The sequence below is a fragment of the Streptomyces sp. NPDC029956 genome (assembly GCF_055574655.1).
In genome coordinates, this window is the sequence record NZ_JBVHZJ010000101.1 from 1 (window position 1) to 18,106 (window position 18,106).

Genomic DNA, 18,106 nt, shown 5'->3' on the forward strand with positions numbered 1-18,106 from the left:
CTCGTCCCCCTCAAACTCGACCTCCGCACCCTCCAACGCGAACACGACAACACCCACACCCTCCCCACCCTCCTCCGCACCCTCGTCCGCAACCGGCGTCGCCGTGCGTCCGGCGTCGTCGACGGCGGCTCCCTGCGTGAGCGTCTGGCGGTGCTGCCGGAGGGCGAACGCCGTCAGGAGCTGGCCCGGCTGGTCTGCGGTGAGGCCGCGGTCGTCCTGGGCATCGCCGACGCCACCACCCTCGCTCCGGACCAGGTGCTGAAGGACCTGGGCATCGACTCCCTCATGGCGGTCGAACTCCGCCGCCGCCTGTCCGCGGAAACGGGAGTGTCACTGCCCGCGACCCTGGCGTTCGACCACCCCACCCCGACCGCCATCGCCACACTCCTCCTCGACAAGCTCGCGCTGACCGGATCCGCCAAGCCCGCCACCACCCGCCGCACCCGCCGCACAGCGGGCGACGAACCGATCGCCGTGGTCTCGATGGCCTGCCGACTGCCCGGCGGCATCGACACCCCCGAAGCCTTCTGGGACCTGCTGTCCTCCGGCGGGGACGCCATCAGCGGATTCCCCGCGCGGTGGAGCGGACAGAACCTGTACGACCCGGACCCGGAGGCGGTGGGCAAGAGCTACGCCCGTGAGGGCGGATTCCTCGCCGATGTCGAAGGCTTCGACGCGGAGTTCTTCGGCATCTCGCCGCGCGAGGCGCAGTGGATGGATCCGCAGCAGCGGATCGTCCTGGAGACCGCCTGGGAGGCCCTGGAACGAGCCGGCATCCGCCCCGAGACGCTCAGCGAGAGCCGCACCGGCGTCTACCTGGGCACGATGGGCTCCGACTACGACAACGTCCACAACCACGACCTGGACGTTCTCGACGGCTATGTGAGCACGGGCAACGCGAACAGTGTGATCAGTGGCCGGGTGTCGTACTCCCTCGGTCTTCAGGGCCCCGCACTGACCGTCGACACCGCCTGCTCCTCCTCCCTGGTCGCCACCCACCTGGGCGTCAACGCCCTGCGCAACGGCGAGTGCGAGACCGCCCTCGTCGGCGGCGTCACGGTCATGTCGACGCCGGCGACGTTCGTGGAGTTCAGCCGTCTCAGGGGACTCTCCCCCGACGGCCGCTGCAGGAGCTTCTCGGCCGATGCCGACGGCGCCGGCTGGGCCGAAGGCGCCGGCATCCTCCTCCTCAAGCGCCTCTCCGACGCCGAACGCGACGGCGACCGGGTCCTCGCCGTCATCCGCGGCTCAGCCGTCAACCAGGACGGCCGCAGCCAGGGCCTCACCGCCCCCAACGGCCCCTCCCAGCAGCGCGTCGTCCAAGACGCACTCGCGGCGGCCCGTCTCACCCCCGCCGACATCGACGCCGTCGAGGCCCACGGCACCGGCACCACCCTCGGCGACCCCATCGAGGCCGGCGCACTCGCCGAGGTGTTCGGCCCGACCCGCGACACCGACCAGCCCCTCTACCTCGGCTCGTCGAAGTCGAACATCGGACACGCCCAGGCCGCGGCCGGCGTCGCCGGCGTCATCAAGATGGTCCTCGCCCTCCAGCACGAACAGCTCCCCAAGACCCTCCACGCCGACCAACCCAGCCCCCACATCGACTGGACCGACACCGGCCTCCAGCTCCTCCAGGACAACCAGGACTGGAAGCGCGGCGACCGCATCCGCCGAGCCGGCATCTCCTCCTTCGGCCTCAGCGGCACCAACGCCCACCTCATCCTCGAAGAAGCCCCGAAGACCGAGGCTGAGTCGACTCCGGAGAACCCTTCGGACCACCCTCTCCCCCTCCTCGTCTCCGGTCGCAGCGAGGCCGCGCTACGCGCACAGGCCGCCCGCTGGGCGGACTGGATCGAGGACCGGCCCGAAACCCCGCTCGCCGAGATCACCACCACCGCCGCGATGCACCGCACCCACTTCGACGTCCGCGCCGGAATCCTGGCCACCACCACCGAAGAAGCCGTCACCGGCCTACGGGCACTCGCCGAGGGGGCATCGCATCCCCTGCTCGTCCGCGGGCAGGTCGCCCCCGGGACCGAGGGCGGGCTCGGAGTCCTGTTCACGGGGCAGGGCAGTCAGTACCGCGGCATGGGACGACAGCTCTACGACACCTTCGCCGCCTACCGCACCGCCTTCGACGCCCTCTGCGCCGCCATCGACCCGCACCTCGGCCGTCCCCTCGCCGACATCGTCCTCGCGACGGACAGCGCCACCTCCACCTCAACCTCCACCGTCACCGACGACGCCGGCGACGACAAGCAGATCGACGCGACGGAGTTCACCCAGCCCGCACTGTTCGCCCTGGAGGTCGCCCTCTACCGGCTCTGGGAGTCGTGGGGCGTCACCGCCACCGCCGTCGCCGGACACTCCGTCGGCGAGCTGGCGGCGGCCCACGTCGCCGGGGTGCTCTCCCTCGAAGACGCCGCCCGGCTCGTCGTCGCCCGGGGCCGGCTCATGCAGGCCTGCCGGTCCGACGGCGCGATGCTCTCCGTCGAGGCCACCGAGGCCGAGGTCCTCGACGCCATCGGCGAGCGGGAGGGCCTCTCGGTCGCCGCGCTCAACACCTCCACCCAGACCGTCGTCAGCGGCGACGCCGAGCCCTTGGCGGCGCTGGCCCGGCACTTCTCGGACCTGGGCCGGCGCACGCACCGGCTCACCGTCTCCCACGCGTTCCACAGCGCCCACATGGACGCCATGCTCGACGCGTACGCGGACATCGCCGAGAGTCTCGGCTACGACGCCCCGACGATTCCCCTCGTCGACACCGTCACCGGCGGATGGCACGCCGCGGACACGGCTCCCGGCCAGGGCGTCCGCAGCCCGCACCACTGGGTGCGCCAGGTCCGGGAGGCCGTCCGGTTCACCGACGCCCTCGCCACGTTCGACGAGCACGGTGTCCGCCGCTTCCTGGAGTGCGGGCCGGCCCCGGCCCTCACCCACATGGGCACGCAGACCCTGACGACGGCGCACTTCACGCCGAGCATGCGCAAGAACGCCGCGGACGCGGGCGATGCCGGTGGTGTCGGTGAGGCCGTCGTCCTGCTCGGCGGGCTGGCCCGGCTGCACACCGGCGGTCACCCCGTGGACTGGCGCCGTGTCCTGCCCGCCGCCTCCGGGCACCGGCCAGCACTGCCCACCTACGCCTTCCAGCACGAGCGGTACTGGAAGGAGTCCAGGTCCTCCGGAGACGTACGGGGTTCCGGGCTCCTCCCCGGCGGTCACCCCTGGCTGACCGCGACGGCGACGCTCGCCGGCGACGACGGGCACCTGCTGTCGGGCGTCCTGTCCCCGTCCGAGCACCCCTGGCTGGTGGACCACGCGGTCTTCGGCGCGGTCCTGCTCCCCGGGACCGGTCTGCTGGACCTGGCCTGGGCGGCCGCCCGGGCCGTGGGAGCGGACCGCGTCGCGGATCTCACCCTCGCGCGGCCGCTCGTCCTCGCCGGCGACGCCCGGGTGCGGATCCAGGTGCGCGTCGGTGTTCCGTCGGCCGAGGGCCGGCGCACGATCGCGATCCACAGTCAGCCGGAGGAAGCCGCCGACCAGCGGATCTGGACCCTGCACGCCGAAGGCGTGCTGGCCGACGGCGACGCGGAGGCGGCTCCCCCGCACGCCGAGCTGAGCACCTGGCCGGTGCCCGGCACCGAACGGGTCGACCTGACCGGCTTCTACGAGGGGATGGCCGACAAGGGCGTGCACTACGGCCCGGCCTTCCGGGGCCTCACCGAGCTGTCGCGCCGTGGCCGCGTCGCGTACGGCCGGATCGTCCTGCCGTCCGACGGCGGGCTGGACGTCGCCGGCTTCGGCGTGCACCCGGCCCTGTTCGATGCCGCCCTGCACACGCTGGCCGGGACCTCCGCGCCGGACGGGGACACCGGCGGTGACTCCGTGCTCCTTCCGTTCGCGTGGACGGACGTGGCGCTGTACGCGACCGGCGGCACCGAACTGCGGGTGCGGGTCGAGCTGGAACCGTCCGCCGACGACGGTCCTGCCCGGGCGTCGGTGCTGCTGGCCGACGGGACCGGCGCCCCGGTGGCGCATGCCCGCGGCCTGGAGTTGCAGCGGGCCACCGCCGAGCAGCTCCGGGGAGTGGGCCGGGCGGACTCCGACCACCTGTACCGGGTGGAGTTCCAGCCCGTGGAGACGGACGGCAGCGCGCCCCTGGCCGCCGTGGCCGGGACCCTGGTCCTCGGCGCCGGCGGGATCGTGGAGCGTTCGCTCGGCGCCCTCGCCCACCCGGACCTGGACGCCCTGCTGGCGGCGGACCCGGCTCCGCGCCGTATCGTCGTCGACCGTACGCTCAGGCCGGCCGAGACGGACGACGTCACGGTGCCCGCGTGGGCCCGGCACACCGCCGTCACCGAACTGGCCCTCGTACAGCGGCTGCTGGCCGATCCGGCGCTGGCGGACACCGAGGTCGTCTGGGTGACGGGCGACGCCGTCGCCACCCGGCCGGACGACGTGGTCGACGCCCTGGGCACGGCACCCCTGTGGGGCCTGGTCCGTTCGGTCCGTGCCGAGAACCCGGAGCGGAGCCTGCGTCTTGTCGACATCGCGGCGGACTCCGAGAGCCCCGAACTGGCGGCCGCGGCGATCACCGCCCAGGACGAGCCGGAACTCGTCCTCCGCGGCGACGTGCTGCTCGCCCCGCGGCTGGTACGGGCCGGGGCCGGCGACGCCGTACGGGTGCCGGGGCCGGACGCCGGCCCGTGGGCGCTGGACGTCCCCGAGAAGGGACGCCTCGACGCCTTCGCGGTCGTGCCCCTGGACTCCGCCGAGCCCCTGGGCGCCGGCGAGGTACGCGTCGAGGTGCGTGCCGCAGGGCTGAACTTCCGTGACGTCCTCAACGCCCTGGACATGGTCCACGCGCCGAAGTTCGGCCTGGAGTGCGCCGGGGTGGTCCTGGAGGCCGGGGCCGACGTGACGCATCTGCGGGTCGGCGACCGGGTGATGGGCCTCGCCGTGGGCTCCTTCGGTACCGAGGTGCGGGCCGATGCCCGGGTCATGGCCCGCATCCCGGACTTCCTGACGTTCGCCGAGGCCGCGACCGTACCCCTGACCTTCCTGACCGCCTACCACGGTCTGGTCGACCTCGGCGGGCTGCGTCCCGGCGAGAAGGTCCTGATCCACGCCGCGGCCGGCGGTGTCGGCATGGCGGCCGTACAGCTCGCCCGGCACTTCGGCGCCGAGGTGTACGGCACGGCGAGCGCCGGCAAGTGGCCGGTGCTGCACCGCATGGGCCTCGACGACGACCACATCGCCTCGTCCCGCGACACGGAGTTCGCGGACGCGTGGCGCGATCGGGGCATCGACGTCGTGCTGAACTCGCTGGCCCGGGAGTTCGTGGACGCGACGCTGGGGCTGCTGTCCGGCGGCGGCCGGTTCCTGGAGATGGGCAAGACCGACATCCGCGACGCGGACGACGTCTCCGCCGCCCATCCCGGGGTGTCCTACCGGGCGTTCGACCTCATGGACTCCGGCCCCGACCACATCCAGGGCATCCTGCGGGAGATCTCGGACCTGCTGGCCTCGGGGGCGATCGAACCCCTGCCGTTCCAGGCGTACGACCTCCGGGACGCGCCCAGCGCCTTCCGGTTCATGGCGCAGGGCCGTCACGTCGGCAAGCTGGTGCTGACCGTGCCGCGGACGCCGGACCCCGAGGGGACCGCGCTGATCACCGGCGGCACGGGTGCGCTCGGCCGGGCCGTCGCGGAGCGGATGGTACGGGAGCACGGTGTGCGGCACCTGGTCCTGACCTCGCGCAGCGGCGCCGCGGCTCCCGGCGCGGATGCCCTGGTGGCCGAGCTGGAGGCGGCCGGCGCACAGAGCGTGCGGCTCGTCGCCTGCGACGTCAGCCGCCGCGAGGACGTGGCCGCGGCGCTCGCCGCGGTCGACCCGACGCACCCCCTGACGTCGGTCGTCCACCTGGCCGCCGTGATCGACGACGGCATCGCCCGCAACCAGGACGAGCGGCGGATGGCCGCCGTGCTGGCGCCCAAGGTCGACGGCGCCTACCACCTGCACGCGCTGACCGCGGGCCTGGACCTGGCGGACTTCGTCCTGTTCTCCTCGGTGGCCGGCACGTTCGGCTCCCCCGGGCAGAGCAACTACGCGGCCGCGAACGCCTTCCTCGACGCCTTCGCCGCCCACCGCCGCAAGCGGGGCCTCGCGGGGCTCAGCCTCGCCTGGGGCCTGTGGAACCAGGACGGCGCGGGAATGACCGCACACCTCGGCGAGGCCGAACTCGCCCGGATGCGGCGCGGAGGCGCCCGCGCCCTCGAGGTCGCGGAGGGACTCGCCCTGTTCGACGAGGCTCTGCGCCGGCCGGAGACGCGGCTCGTCCCGGTCAAGCTGGACCTGGAGGCCCTGCACCGGCAGGAGGAACTGCCGCCGCTGATGCGCTCCCTGGTCCGGCCGAAGCTGCGGCAGGCCGCAGCCGCCGCGGAACGCGGATCGGAGTTCCTGGAGCGGCTCGCCGCACTGGGCGACGCGGAACGCTTCGAGGCCCTCACCGACTTCGTCCGCGGTGAGGTGGCAGCCGCCGCCGGCCTGCCGGGCATGCACGCCGTCACCACGGAGAAGCCGCTGAAGGAACTCGGCCTCGACTCGCTGATGTCCGTCGAACTGAAGAACCGGATCGCCGCGCAGACGGGCACCGAGATGCCCAGCACGCTGGCGTTCGACTACCCGACGCCCCGCGCCATCGCCGAGTTCCTCCTGCGCAGGCTCCGGTTCGGTGACGCCGAACCGGACAGCCCGCCGCAGGACACCCTCGCGGCGGCCCGCTGGGCCGTCGACAAGGTCGATCCGGCGTTGCTGCGCGAGAGCGGGCTGCTGGCCCAGCTCGTCGAGCTGGCCCAGCGCGGGACCGCGGCACGGCCGACCGAGTCCGACGACGTCCTGCGGATGGCCGGTGAGCTGAGCGACTCGGAGATCGACCAGGCCCTGAACCTCGTCCTCGGCGACATCGCCGCCTGACCGGGCCGCCCGACACATGAATGAGGAGAAGACCATGAGCGCTCGGATCGTGGTGATGGGCGGCGGGATCGCCGGCCTGTCGGTGGCGCTGCTGCTGGCCCGCCGGGGCTTCGGCGTCACCGTGCTCGAACGGGACCAGGCCCCGCCCGCCGGCCTCGACGGCATCGTCGACTGGCACCGCCCGGGAGCACCGCAGACGCGGCAGCTCCACACCTTCCTGGGGCTGTTCCGAAGGGACCTGCGCACCCACCTGCCGGACGTGTACGACGACCTGCTGGCCCACGGGGTGGAGGAGGTGAGCGTCGCGACGCCGTCCGGAGCGGCCGGCGGCGACCCGGAACTCGCCGTGCTGGCGGCCCGGCGGCCGGTCGTGGAGTGGGCCCTGCACCGCGCCCTGCGCAAGGAGCCCGCCGTCGACATCCGCTACGGGACCTCGGTGCGCCGTGCCGAGATCCGTGAGGGCCGCGTCCACGGCGTGCACGTGCGCGACGGCGCCGTCGACGCGGACGTCCTCATCGACGCGGCCGGCCGCCGCTCGCCGTTCCGCGACGACTTCACCGTCCTGGAACAGGACGTGGACTGCGGCGTCGTCTACAACACCCGGTTCTTCCGGCTGCGCGACGGAGCGGAACGGCCGCCGCTCACCCGTGGCGTGACCACCATGGTGGCGGGGGACGGCTTCGGCGCCGGGCTCTTCTACCACGACAACCGGACGTTCGCGATCGGCATCGGCAGGCTCCCGGACGACAACGAACTGAAGGCGCTGCGCGAACCGGAGGGCTTCGACCAGGTCACGGCGCTCTTCGAGGAGTTCGAGCCGTGGCTGCGGCCGGAGGCCGCCGAGGCGCTGACCGAGGTGGCGCCCATGGCGGGGCTCCGCAACACGCTCCGCCGCCCTGCCGGGGACGCGCCCGCCGGCTACTTCCTGCTCGGCGACGCCCTGTGCACGACGGACCCGGCGTTCGGACGCGGCGCCTCGGTGGCCCTGCACCAGGCGGTCCTGCTCGCCTCGGCGTTCGCCGAGGCCCCGGACCATCTGCCCGACCTCGCTCCGCAGGTCAACGCCGAGGCGGTCGCCTGGGTCCGGCCCTACTTCGACGACTCGGTCCAGTCGGACCTCGTCCGCACCCGGGTGTGGCAGGCCGCGCTCGCCGGGCAGCCGCTCCCCCAGCCCGCGGGCGTCCCCCCGGTGAACGTGTTCACGCTGATGGACGCGGGCGAGCGGGACCACGACCTGTGGGTGGCGGCCCAGCGCTGCGCGAACCTGCTGGCACCGCTCGAAGAGCTGGACACCCCGGAGAACCGGGAGCGGCTGCGGTCCCTGTGGAGCACGGGATGGCGTCCGGCCGCCGCCACGGGGCCCGGTCACGCCGACCTCGTCGAGGCGCTCGCCCGCGGCGCCCGCTGAAGAAGCGCCCGCCGAACGAGCCGTCACCGGACAGGCCCTCACCGAACAGGGAATCGCCCCACAGATGTCACGGAGGAAACCCGAAATGCAGATCACCGTAGATCCCGACCGCTGCGTCGGATCGGGCCAGTGCGTCCTCACCGCGGAAACCGTCTTCGACCAGAGCGAGGATTCGGGGGAGGTCCTGTTGCTGCGGTCGAGCGTTCCGGCCGATCAGGAGGAGGCGGTTCTCGACGCGATCGCCAATTGCCCCGCGGGCGCCCTGACATGGGCCAGTGATTGAGCCGGACCCTTGACCGGATGTGGCGGTTCCTGTCACACTTTTCGTACGGCAGCGCTGTGTCCACGTCCAGCCCGAATCGCCGAACCCAGTGAAAAGTGTTCTCGCCGAGAGGACCGTCCGAGTTTCGTTCCGGACGGTCCTCTCGGCGTTTCTCCCACCGTTCCGTACCACGGCAACGGCCACGCCCCGAAATCGGAGACAGGAATGACGATCGATGCCGCCCGGATAGACGCTCGGGCCACGGACCCGGCGGACCGGCCGCAGCCGCTGCCGCTGACCCGCACGTGTCCTTTCACCCCGCCGGCCGAGCTCACCCGCCTCCGCGAGCAGGAGCCCGTCAGCCCGCTCGCCCATCCCGACGGCACGGTGGGCTGGCTCGTCACCGAGCACGCGCTCGCCAAGCAGGTGCTGACCGACCCCCGCTTCAGCGCCCGCAGCGAGCTCCAGCACTCGCCGGTGCTCGACCAGGAGCCGCAGGCGGCGATGCCCGGCGGCTTCATCTTCATGGACCCGCCGGACCACACCCGCTACCGCAAGCTGCTCACCGGTCAGTTCACCGTCCGGCGGATGCGGCAGCTGGAGGCGCGGGTCCAGGAGATCACCGACCAGCAGCTCGCCGCCATGCGCGCGAAGGGCCCGGAGGCCGACCTCGTCGCCGACTTCGCGCTGCCGATCCCCTCCCTGATGATCTGTGAGCTGCTCGGTGTCCCCTACGAGGACCACGACTTCTTCCAGAAGAACTCCTCGGCGATCTTCGAGCTCGCCCAGAACCCGGAGGAGGTCGGACAGGCGTTCGGGGCCCTGCACGTCTACCTGAACGAGCTCCTCCAGCGGAAGCGCGCCGAACCGACCGGCGACCTGCTCTCGAGCCTGGCCGCCGAGAGCGACCTGACCGACGTGGAGCTGGTCGGCATCGCCCTTCTGCTCCTGGTCGCGGGCCACGAGACCACGGCCAACATGCTGTCGCTGGGAACGTTCGCGCTGCTGCGCCACCCGGACCAGCTCCGGCTGCTGCGGGAGAAGCCGGAGCTCGTCGACGGAGCGGTCGAGGAGCTGCTCCGCCACCTCAGCATCATGCACGTCGGGCTGATCCGCGCCGCCCTGGAGGACGTCGAGGTCGGCGGCCGTCTGATCAGGGCGGGAGAGACCGTCACCGTGTCGATGGCCGCCGCCAACCGCGACCCGAAGAAGTTCGGCGACGCCGAGGACCTGGACATCACCCGCAACGCCGGCGGACACCTGGCCTTCGGCCACGGCATCCACCAGTGCCTGGGCCAGCAGCTCGCGCGCATCGAGATGCGGATCGCCTTCAACGGCCTCCTGCGCGAGTTCCCGGACCTGCGCCTCGCGATCCCGGCGTCCGAGGTCCCGCTCCGCAGCGACATGGGCATCTACGGCGTCCACCGGCTTCCGGTCACCTGGTGAAACGCCGCTGCTTCCGGAAGACGGGTCTTCCGGAAGCAGCGGCGGTGACCTGCTCCGACACGGGTACGGCCGTCCCCGGGGACGGCCGCGCTCAGGCCGAACGCGCGGCCCTCTGCTCCAGCAGCGCGGTCAGTTCCTGCAGGGAGTACTCCGCACGGCCGGGGCGCCCGTACCGGGTGAGCTTGCCCCGGCTGGCCCACTTGCGGATCGTGGCCTCGGGCACACCGGCGGCGATGGCGGCCAGCTGGGTGGGGATCGTACGGGCGCGCGGGCTGTTGACTGCGGTCATGGTCGCCTCCGTGGACGCCGGGCTCGGTCGGATGACACCTCGGAACGGGTCTCGGTCGCTCAGTCGCTCAGGGCGCCCAGAGCGCTCAGCATCAGCCACTGACTGGGCGGCACGGCGTGACCGGCCGCGCAGCGCACCGTATGGGTCAGGCCGGGGTCGTCCCGCACGGACACCCGGACGTGTTCCGCGCAGTCGTCCACGGGGCACGGGCCGAGGTCGCGCTGCACGACCGGCATCGGCTTCACGGCGGAGCGGGCGATGTTGGCGACCCGCCGGATCTCGGCCGCGAACTCCGCCGCGGCCGAGTGGGCGGCCAGCCAGTCGAGATGGAGCCGGAGGAAGGCGGCCAGAGGCCGTGCCTCACGCTGCCGGGGCCCTGCCACACCACGCTGGGAGACGATCACGCCGGCCCACGAGGCGAGCACCGGCAGCATGTCGCCGCGCGCCTGAAGAGCGGCCTCGTTGAGCCTGATTCCCTGACGGGAACGACCGGAGGTGACCCGCTCCGTGAGCACCGGGATCGTCGGTGTCAGCGCGTCCTCACAGCTGTCGTACAGTCCGGGCAGGCTGATGAGGTCTTCCCTCAGCCTGCTCCGGCAGACCGTGCAGAGCCGCCGGCCCGGAGCCGCGACTCGCGGTTCGGGCCTCCCGGACTGCCGGTTCCGGCGGCAATCGGCCGCTTCGCACCGTGTCTGCGTCACCATCTGCTTCCTCCCCGTCGGCTGCACGGCCAGTATCGGGGAGAGCCCTGGAGGCCGACTCAAAACCCTGTCCAGGAAGAGTCGGCCCCGGCGGGGACGGGTCGTTCGGCGGACGCTCAGCCCTCGAGGACGACCTCCATGTACGGCGGGAACCGGGGGACGCGGGCGCCGTCGTGCTCCAGGACGGACAGCTCGCCGTGCTTCTCCAGCTCACGGAACCCGGCGAACTTGTACGTGACGTACATCGTGCGGTTGCGACTGGTCGGAACGAACTCGGCGCGCAGCTTCACACCGGCCTCCGCGGCCCGGCGGATGAGGTGGACGAGGAGCGCGGAGCCCACGCCGCGGGACATCACGCGGCAGGACATCAGCAGCAGCTTCACCGTCCAGACGTCGTCCCCCCGCTCCACGAGGGCCAGGCCGATCTTCCCGTACGTTCCGTAGGTGTCCTCGAGCCCGGCGACCAGCAGGTCGTGATCGGGCGACCGGCGGAACTCGTTCAGCTCGTCGTACGAGTAGGTGTACCCGGTGGCGTTGAGCTGGTTCGTGCGGACCGTCAGCTCCTCGGCGCGCTGGAGGTCGCGCTCCTTGGCCGGGGAGATGACGAAGCGCATCCCCAGCGAGGTCAGGAACTCCTCGTTGGTTCCGTGGTGGGTCTCCTCCGCCTGGTTGCGCCGGGCGTCGGCCCGGTAGAGGTGCCGGCGCTCGCGGGAGTCCTCGGTGACGAACCGCGGCTGCATCCGGGGCAGCTCCGGGAGGCGCTCGGCGTCCAGGGCGTCGACGCACAGCACCTGCGGGTGCGCGAAGGAGACCTCGTCGCGTTCGAAGGGCTGGTCGTCGACGAAGGCCAGCGTGTCGATCCCGATGTTGATCGTCTCGGCGATCACCCGGACGGAGTCCGACTTGTTGTCCCAGCTGATCTGCGGATAGAGGAAGTACTCGGCGATGCCGAACTCCTCCAGCTTCGCCATGGCGGCGTCGTGGTCGTTGCGGCTGGCGACCGAGTGCAGGATGCCGCGCTCGTCCAGGGTGCGGATCACCTCCACGACTCCGGGCCGCAGCTTCACGTCCCCGTCCTCCAGCAGCACCCCGTCCCAGACGGTGTTGTCGAGGTCCCACACCACACACTTGACGGTCGTCATGCGTCACTCACTCCCGTTCTTCGCACCGGTCGCACCGCGGCGTTCGAGCGCACGCTCCTGGAACGCGTACTCGGCGAGCCCTACTTGATGGATCTGAGAACTTCCCTCGATGATCTCCATCACCCTGGAGTCGCCGAGAAGGCGCTGGACGGGGTACTCGGAACCGCACCCGTTGGCGCCGTGGATCTGCACCGCGTCGGCCGCGGCCCTGGTGGCCGCCGACGAGGCGAAGTACTTCGCCGTCGAGGTCCCCGCCAGGGCGCCCGGATCGCGCAGGTCCCGCAGCCGGCCGGCCTCCAGACACAGCAGCCGGGCGGCACGCGCGTCCGTGTACATGTTGGTGATGAGCCGCCTGACCAGCTGGTGGTCCTTGATCGCCGAGCCGAACTGGTGCCGGGCGCCCGCGTAGTCGACACTCGCCTCCACGCACGCGTCGAGAATGCCGACGCAGCCCCACCCGACCGTGTACCGGCCGAGGTCGAGGGCGGCGCCGACCACATGGGAGACGCCGAGACCGGGCCGGGCGAGGAGGTTCCCGCCCGGCACCCGGCACCCGTCGAAGTACACGTTCGCCGTCATCGACGCCCTGATGCCGATCAGGTCCTCGATCAGCTCGGTGCGCAGCCCCTCGGTGCCCCGCTCGACGAGGACGGCCGTGGGGCCCTCCTCCGAACGGGCGACGACGAGGAACACGTCGGCGGTCTCGCCGTACGTCGTCCACTTCTTGTGGCCGTCCAGCACCCAGTCGTCGCCGTCCCGGGTGAGGCGCGCGGTCACGCCCCCCGCGTCGCTGCCGACGTCCGGTTCGGACACCGCCAGCGCGCCGATGCTCTCGCCGCGGGCCAGCCGGGGCAGCCAGTGCTCCTTGAGGGAGCGGCTGCCCCAGCGCAGTACCGCGTGCGCCACCATCGTGTGCACGGTCAGCAGGCTGCGCAGCGAGGAGCAGGCACGGCCCAGCTCCCCGGCCAGCAGCCCGAGCGTCACCGCGTCGCAGCCGCCCCCGCCGTACTCCTCGGGGACCGAGAGGCCGAGCAGGCCCTCGGTGGCAAGCTGCTCGACGGCCTCCGGCGGCGTGCGCTGGGCCCGGTGGTACTCGTCGGCGTACGGAACGATGTGACGGTCGGCGAAGGCCCGGAACTCCTTCTGGGCCCGCGCCTGCGCCGGGGTCAGCGCACTACTCATGGGACGACGTCTCCGCTCTCTCGTACTACCGCGTCGCCGCGGTGGACAGCTTGCGGGCGACGAAGTCGTCGAGCGCCTTGACGGAACGGAAGTTGTCGAACTCCAGGTCGTCGTTGTCGATCTCGATGGCGAACTCGTGCTCGACGAAGGAGACGAGCTGCATGGCGAACATCGAGCTGACGAAGCCGAGCTCGAAGATGTCGTCCTCGTCCTTCAGGTCGTGCACCGGGAAGAACCGGGAGAGGTACTCCGCGATCTTCGCCCTGTTGTCCGTGGTCATTTCTCTTCCGTCCTGTCGTCTGGGTCCGTCGGGGTGGGGTGCCGGGAATTCAGCGGTACTTGTGGAAGCCCTCGCCGCTCTTCCGCCCGAGGAGCCCCGCGGCCACCATCTTCTTGAGCAGGGGCGCCGGCCTGTACTTGCTGTCGTTGAAGCTCTCGTAGAGCACCTCGACGGACTTCAGAATGGTGTCCAGCCCGATGAGGTCCGCGGTCTCCAGCGGGCCCATGCGGTGGTCGAAACACGTCTTGAAGATGCGGTCGACGTCGGCGGCGGGAGCCACCCCGTCCTGTACGAGGAACGCGGCCTCGTTGATGGTGAGCATCAGGACGCGGTTGGACACGAAGCCCGGGACGTCCTCGACGACGATGCACTCCTTGCCCATCTCCGCGAGGAAGCGGCGGGCGGTGTCGATCGTCTCGGGCGTCGTGTGGTGACCGCGGATCACCTCGACCATCGGCTTCATCGGCACCGGGTTCATGAAGTGCATGCCGACGATCTGCTCAGGCCGCTTCGTGACCGATCCGACCCGGGTGATCGAGATCGCCGAGGTGTTGACCGCGAACGTCACGTCGGGGCGGCAGATGCGGTCGAGGTCCGCGTAGACCTTCTGCTTGATGCCCCAGTCCTCGGTGACGTTCTCGACGACGAAGTCCGCCGCGCCGAGCCGCTCGTAGTCGGTGGTGAACTCGATCTTCTCGAAGACCGCCTTCGGGTCGACACCCGAGTTCCTGTTGAAGAGCGCGAACGCGCGCAGACTGTTGCGCAGCTCCTGCCGCGCGTTGTCGAGCACCTCGTCCGAGACGTCCACCAGGACGACCTGGTGACCGGTCTGCGCGAGGTTCTGCGCGACGCCGACGCCCATCACACCGGCGCCGACCACGCCTACTGTCTTGAATTCCATCGCTGGTCCGACTCCGTCTACAGTGCGGCGCCGCGTACGGCGTAGATGTTGTGGATGTCCGTGCCGACGTAGAGCTCGTCCTGCTCGGCCTTGACCTGGAAGCCGTGGCCCTCCAGCAGCCGCACGATGCGGGCCACCTCGCCGTCGGCGTCGTGCGCCTCCAGCACCATCTGCTGGATCTTCGGCCAGTCCTCGTCGGCGATCCCGTCGAGGACCTGGCGCTCGCTCTTCTGCACGTCGACCTTGATGAGGTCGATGCGCTCGATGCCCTGCTCGCGGATGACCGCGCTCAGCGGCCGCAGCCGGGCGGTGAACTCGATCGCCTCGAAGCGGACGTCCATGAGCTCCTCGGCGTACGAGCCGATCTGCGCGAACTCCTCGTCGGCGCCGGCCTTCTGCTGGTTCTCGATGATCGTGCGCAGGTTGTGCTTCTCCTCCGCCTCGTCCGGGTGGAAGGACGACATGCCGGAGCTGCGCGGGTAGAAGGTGAACGTCGCCTCGGTCTCGGCGTCCGAGATGCCGATGTTGAACAGCTTCGCGTCGACCCCGTGCTCGGCGACGTTCTGGCTCAGCAGCTCGAACAGCGGCGGCGCCGGCTCGAAGGTGTAGACCCGCACGTCCTTGGCCTCGTAGTGCGAGAACAGCGTGAACAGGCCGATGTTGCCGCCGACGTCCACGACGGTGGCACCGTCCGGCAGGGTGATGCCGTTCTTCGCGTACGTACGGTGGTCGAAGATGTCCTCGTAGAAGTGACGGGTCTCCGCCTCGTTCTGGTGCGAGATCTTCAGGCCGTTGGGCAGCTCGAAGCGGGCGAGCGAACTGCCCGTGTGCGAGGAGCCCGCGCCGGCGACGGCCTCGGAGGGGTCGCCGCCCGCGATCAGCGTGTCGATCGCGGCGGCCATGCGGACGAGGGTCGCCCACTCGTACACCTGGCGGAGCGACAGCTCGACACCGAAGGTACGGCTGATCCTGAGGACCATGCGGGTGGCGAGCAGCGAGTTGCCGCCGAGCTCGAAGAAGCTGACGTCGTAGGGCAGCTCCTCGGTCTTCAGCAGTCGGGCCCACACCGCGTGCAGCGAGCGCTCGGTCTCGGTGGGCTCGTGGCCGGCGTCCTCGCGCTCCGGCTGCCCGGCGGCGGCGTCGACGTCCAGGGTGGTCCGGGGGAAGCCGTCACCGACCTCCAGACCGGCGAGCCACAGCCGGCCCAGCGCCTTGAGCACCACTGACGTGTCGGAGTGGCGCTCCAGCGGGTGCCGCATCGAGGCGATGCCCTGGCCCGCGCCGGCTCCGAGGACCGCCGTCGCCATGCTGTTCAGCGTCTGGCCCGGCCCCGCCTCCAGGAGCAGGTTGCCCTCGCCGAGGCTGCGCAGACCGTCGGCGAAGCGGACGGTGCTGACCAGGTGACGGGCCCAGTACGCGGGGTCGGTGGCCTGCTCGTCGGTGATGGGCAGACCGGTGACGTTGGAGAGGTACGGGATCCGGGGGGCGTTCAGGGTGAACGTCCGCGCGAGCTCGGTGACCCGGTCCGCGATCGGCTCCATCATCGAGGAGTGGAAGGCGTGCGTGGTCTGGACACGGCGGTTGACGACACCCCGCTCCGTCAGCGCCGACTCCAGCGCCTCGACGTCCGCGACCGGTCCGGCCACCACGCAGAAGTCCGGGCCGTTGACCGCGGACAGCGAGAGGCTCTCGCCCAGCAGCCCGCGCACCGTCTCCTCGTCCGCCGTGACCGCGAGCATCGCGCCCTCGGGGAGGGTGTCGATCAGCGCCGCACGACGGGCGACCAGGGTCAGCGCGTCGGGGAGCGACAGGACACCGGCGAGCGTGGCGGCGACGTACTCGCCGAGGCTGTAGCCGATCATGACCGAGGGCCGGACACCCCACGAGGCCCAGAGCGAGGCCAGCGCGTACTCGACGACGAACAGCGCCGGCTGCGCCACCCGGGTGGCGTTCAGCCGACGCTCGTCGGCGCTCTGCGCACCGGAGTCACGGCCCAGCATGCGGCGCAGGTCCATGCCCCGGGCGGGCTCGTCCTGCGCGGCCGGCGCGGCGGAGAAGATGATCTCGCGGATGTCCAGGCCGAGTTCGGGGGCGAGTGCCTCGGCACAGCGGTCGACCTCCACCCGGAACACCGGGAAGTCGCGGTAGAGGTCGCGCCCCATGTTCAGGTGGTGGTCGCCCAGGCCCGGGAACATGAAGGCCGTCGGCGGGGCCGGCGTCCCCGGCTGCGCCGAGCCCAGCGCGGCCGCACCCTCCGGACCGGTCAGGACCGCGGCGCGATGGCCGCCTTCGGCGGCGCCGATGCCCACCTTCGACACCACGCCCGACGTGGCGTCCGAGCGGGTGCCCTGCGGAGCCGTGAGCGCCGTGACGCCGGCCTCCAGGGCCCCGCCGTCGGCCGCTGTGGCCAGCGTGAGGTGCCACGAGACCCGCGCGGGCGCCTGACCTGTCGCTTCGCGCGTCTCATCGGCTGTGATCGTGTAGGGGCTCATGCCTCTCCCTGGAGATATCGGCCGGCCGGACGGGTGCGAGCGCCCAATGCAGCCCCGTTCCCCTCCGAGGATGTCCGTTGTCGCCTCGACCTTGTCGGTCGCGGCTAGAGCCGGAGCGGAGCAGCAGTGGGGTGCGTCCTCACGGCCGGTACCGCGCCCCGGAGGACGGCACGCGGCGGCGAGCAGCCGGGGCAGTTCCCGGCCCCCCGTGAAGTAGTGGTCACCGGGCACGGTGCGCCGCGTCACCGGCCCGTCGGTCCACCGGTGCCAGTCGGCCGTCTCCGCAGGTCCGGCCATCGGATCGTCCTCGCCCGTCACCACGAGCAGCGGTACGGACAGGGCTCCGCGCGCGAGGGGGCGCAGGGCCGCGGCACGCAGCGCGTCGGCGAGGGCGAGATCGTCGCGGAGCACCGGGAGCACGGTGCGGTACCAGAGACCGCCCGGCCGCGCGCCCTCCGGGACGGCGCCCAGGGCGTCCAGCAGCCGGAGCAGTTCGGCGTCCGGGGCCCGGTGGGCTTCGGAGAGCGGGGACGCGGTGGCGGGCGGCGGGCAGGCTCCGACGGCGAGGAGGGAGGGCCCGGGCAGTCCCGCCTCGTGCAGTGCGCGGGTCACGGTGTAGGCGACCATCGCGCCGAGGCTGTGCCCGTACAGGGCGAAGGGTCCTGACGGGGCGTCGGTGAACCGCTCCATCAGGTCGGCGAGGAGGGCCTCGCGGTCGGTGATCCGCGGTTCGCCGCGCCGGTCGCCCCGGCCGGGCAGGGAGAGGGGGACGACGTCGACGTCCGGTCCGAGGACGGCGTCCCAGCCGTGGAACGAGGAGGTCCCCGCTCCCGCGTGCGCGAAGCAGTAGAGCCGCGTTCGCCGGTGGTGGGTCATGTGCGGGTCTCCTCCTGGGGGGCGGCCGTGGGGGGGGGGGGGGGGGGGGGGGGGGGGGGGGGGGGGGGGGGGGGGGGGGGGGGGGGGGGGGGGGGGGGTGGGGGGGGAGGGGGGGGGGGTGGGGGGGGGGGTTTGGTCGTTGGTGGAAC

General features: G+C 72.0%; 11 protein-coding genes and 1 pseudogene. 4 read left to right on the top strand and 8 right to left on the bottom strand.

Annotated features, from left to right (window positions below; genetic code table 11):
• The 4 genes from ACZ4XX_RS39475 to ACZ4XX_RS39490 all read left to right on the top strand — a co-directional run.
• Positions 1–6,978: SDR family NAD(P)-dependent oxidoreductase (locus ACZ4XX_RS39475; RefSeq protein ID WP_468512642.1), on the top strand; the 6,978-nt coding region annotated here is incomplete at its 5' end.
• Positions 6,979–7,012: 34 nt separating this feature from the next.
• On the top strand, positions 7,013–8,386 hold the full coding sequence (locus tag ACZ4XX_RS39480) for an NAD(P)/FAD-dependent oxidoreductase (protein ID WP_468512643.1): 1,374 nt from the start codon (positions 7,013–7,015) through the stop codon (positions 8,384–8,386).
• Between the two features lie 85 nt (positions 8,387–8,471).
• Positions 8,472–8,669 carry a ferredoxin gene (locus tag ACZ4XX_RS39485; RefSeq protein ID WP_468512644.1) on the top strand — a complete coding sequence of 66 codons (198 nt, stop codon included), beginning with the start codon at positions 8,472–8,474 and terminating at the stop codon, positions 8,667–8,669.
• 204 nt (positions 8,670–8,873) lie between these two features.
• The gene (locus tag ACZ4XX_RS39490) at positions 8,874–10,094 is read left to right on the top strand and encodes a cytochrome P450 (protein WP_468512645.1); all 1,221 of its coding nucleotides are present in this window, start codon (positions 8,874–8,876) and stop codon (positions 10,092–10,094) included.
• Positions 10,095–10,185: 91 nt separating this feature from the next.
• On the opposite strand, the gene ACZ4XX_RS39495 is transcribed toward ACZ4XX_RS39490, so the two are convergent.
• The 8 genes and pseudogenes from ACZ4XX_RS39495 to ACZ4XX_RS39530 all read right to left on the bottom strand — a co-directional run bounded on the left by ACZ4XX_RS39495 (position 10,186) and on the right by ACZ4XX_RS39530 (position 17,957).
• On the bottom strand, positions 10,186–10,383 hold the full coding sequence (locus tag ACZ4XX_RS39495) for a hypothetical protein (RefSeq protein ID WP_468512646.1): 198 nt from the start codon (positions 10,381–10,383) through the stop codon (positions 10,186–10,188).
• A gap of 59 nt (positions 10,384–10,442) precedes the next feature.
• The gene (locus ACZ4XX_RS39500; RefSeq protein WP_468512647.1) at positions 10,443–11,087 is read right to left on the bottom strand and encodes a hypothetical protein; all 645 of its coding nucleotides are present in this window, start codon (positions 11,085–11,087) and stop codon (positions 10,443–10,445) included.
• Positions 11,088–11,200: 113 nt separating this feature from the next.
• On the bottom strand, positions 11,201–12,226 hold the full coding sequence (locus ACZ4XX_RS39505; RefSeq protein WP_468512648.1) for an HAD-IIIC family phosphatase: 1,026 nt from the start codon (positions 12,224–12,226) through the stop codon (positions 11,201–11,203).
• Positions 12,227–12,229: 3 nt separating this feature from the next.
• On the bottom strand, positions 12,230–13,408 hold the full coding sequence (locus tag ACZ4XX_RS39510) for an acyl-CoA dehydrogenase family protein (protein WP_468512649.1): 1,179 nt from the start codon (positions 13,406–13,408) through the stop codon (positions 12,230–12,232).
• Positions 13,409–13,433: 25 nt separating this feature from the next.
• Positions 13,434–13,688 (bottom strand): acyl carrier protein, encoded by a 255-nt coding sequence (locus ACZ4XX_RS39515; RefSeq protein WP_468512650.1) that lies wholly within the window; start codon positions 13,686–13,688, stop codon positions 13,434–13,436.
• A 49-nt stretch (positions 13,689–13,737) separates the two neighbouring features.
• Positions 13,738–14,070 carry a 3-hydroxyacyl-CoA dehydrogenase family protein gene (locus tag ACZ4XX_RS39520; RefSeq protein WP_452826883.1) on the bottom strand — a complete coding sequence of 111 codons (333 nt, stop codon included), beginning with the start codon at positions 14,068–14,070 and terminating at the stop codon, positions 13,738–13,740.
• Positions 14,053–14,634, bottom strand: a pseudogene (locus tag ACZ4XX_RS39525) (3-hydroxyacyl-CoA dehydrogenase family protein); the annotation flags it as partial. The gene ACZ4XX_RS39520 and the pseudogene ACZ4XX_RS39525, both read right to left, overlap by 18 nt.
• Positions 14,607–17,957: an FkbM family methyltransferase gene (locus ACZ4XX_RS39530; protein ID WP_468512651.1), complete on the bottom strand. Its 3,351-nt coding sequence runs from the start codon at positions 17,955–17,957 to the stop codon at positions 14,607–14,609. The pseudogene ACZ4XX_RS39525 and the gene ACZ4XX_RS39530, both read right to left, overlap by 28 nt.
• Positions 17,958–18,106: the final 149 nt, after the last annotated feature.

Coding starts and splice junctions, on each gene's coding strand:
- ACZ4XX_RS39505 (WP_468512648.1), bottom strand. CDS start 12,226: ATGACGACCGTCAAGTGTGTGGTGTGGGACCTCGACAACACCGTCTGG.
- ACZ4XX_RS39530 (WP_468512651.1), bottom strand. CDS start 17,957: ATGACCCACCACCGGCGAACGCGGCTCTACTGCTTCGCGCACGCGGGA.
- ACZ4XX_RS39480 (WP_468512643.1), top strand. CDS start 7,013: ATGAGCGCTCGGATCGTGGTGATGGGCGGCGGGATCGCCGGCCTGTCG.
- ACZ4XX_RS39490 (WP_468512645.1), top strand. CDS start 8,874: ATGACGATCGATGCCGCCCGGATAGACGCTCGGGCCACGGACCCGGCG.
- ACZ4XX_RS39500 (WP_468512647.1), bottom strand. CDS start 11,087: ATGGTGACGCAGACACGGTGCGAAGCGGCCGATTGCCGCCGGAACCGG.
- ACZ4XX_RS39520 (WP_452826883.1), bottom strand. CDS start 14,070: ATGGGCAAGGAGTGCATCGTCGTCGAGGACGTCCCGGGCTTCGTGTCC.
- ACZ4XX_RS39495 (WP_468512646.1), bottom strand. CDS start 10,383: ATGACCGCAGTCAACAGCCCGCGCGCCCGTACGATCCCCACCCAGCTG.
- ACZ4XX_RS39515 (WP_468512650.1), bottom strand. CDS start 13,688: ATGACCACGGACAACAGGGCGAAGATCGCGGAGTACCTCTCCCGGTTC.
- ACZ4XX_RS39510 (WP_468512649.1), bottom strand. CDS start 13,408: ATGAGTAGTGCGCTGACCCCGGCGCAGGCGCGGGCCCAGAAGGAGTTC.
- ACZ4XX_RS39485 (WP_468512644.1), top strand. CDS start 8,472: ATGCAGATCACCGTAGATCCCGACCGCTGCGTCGGATCGGGCCAGTGC.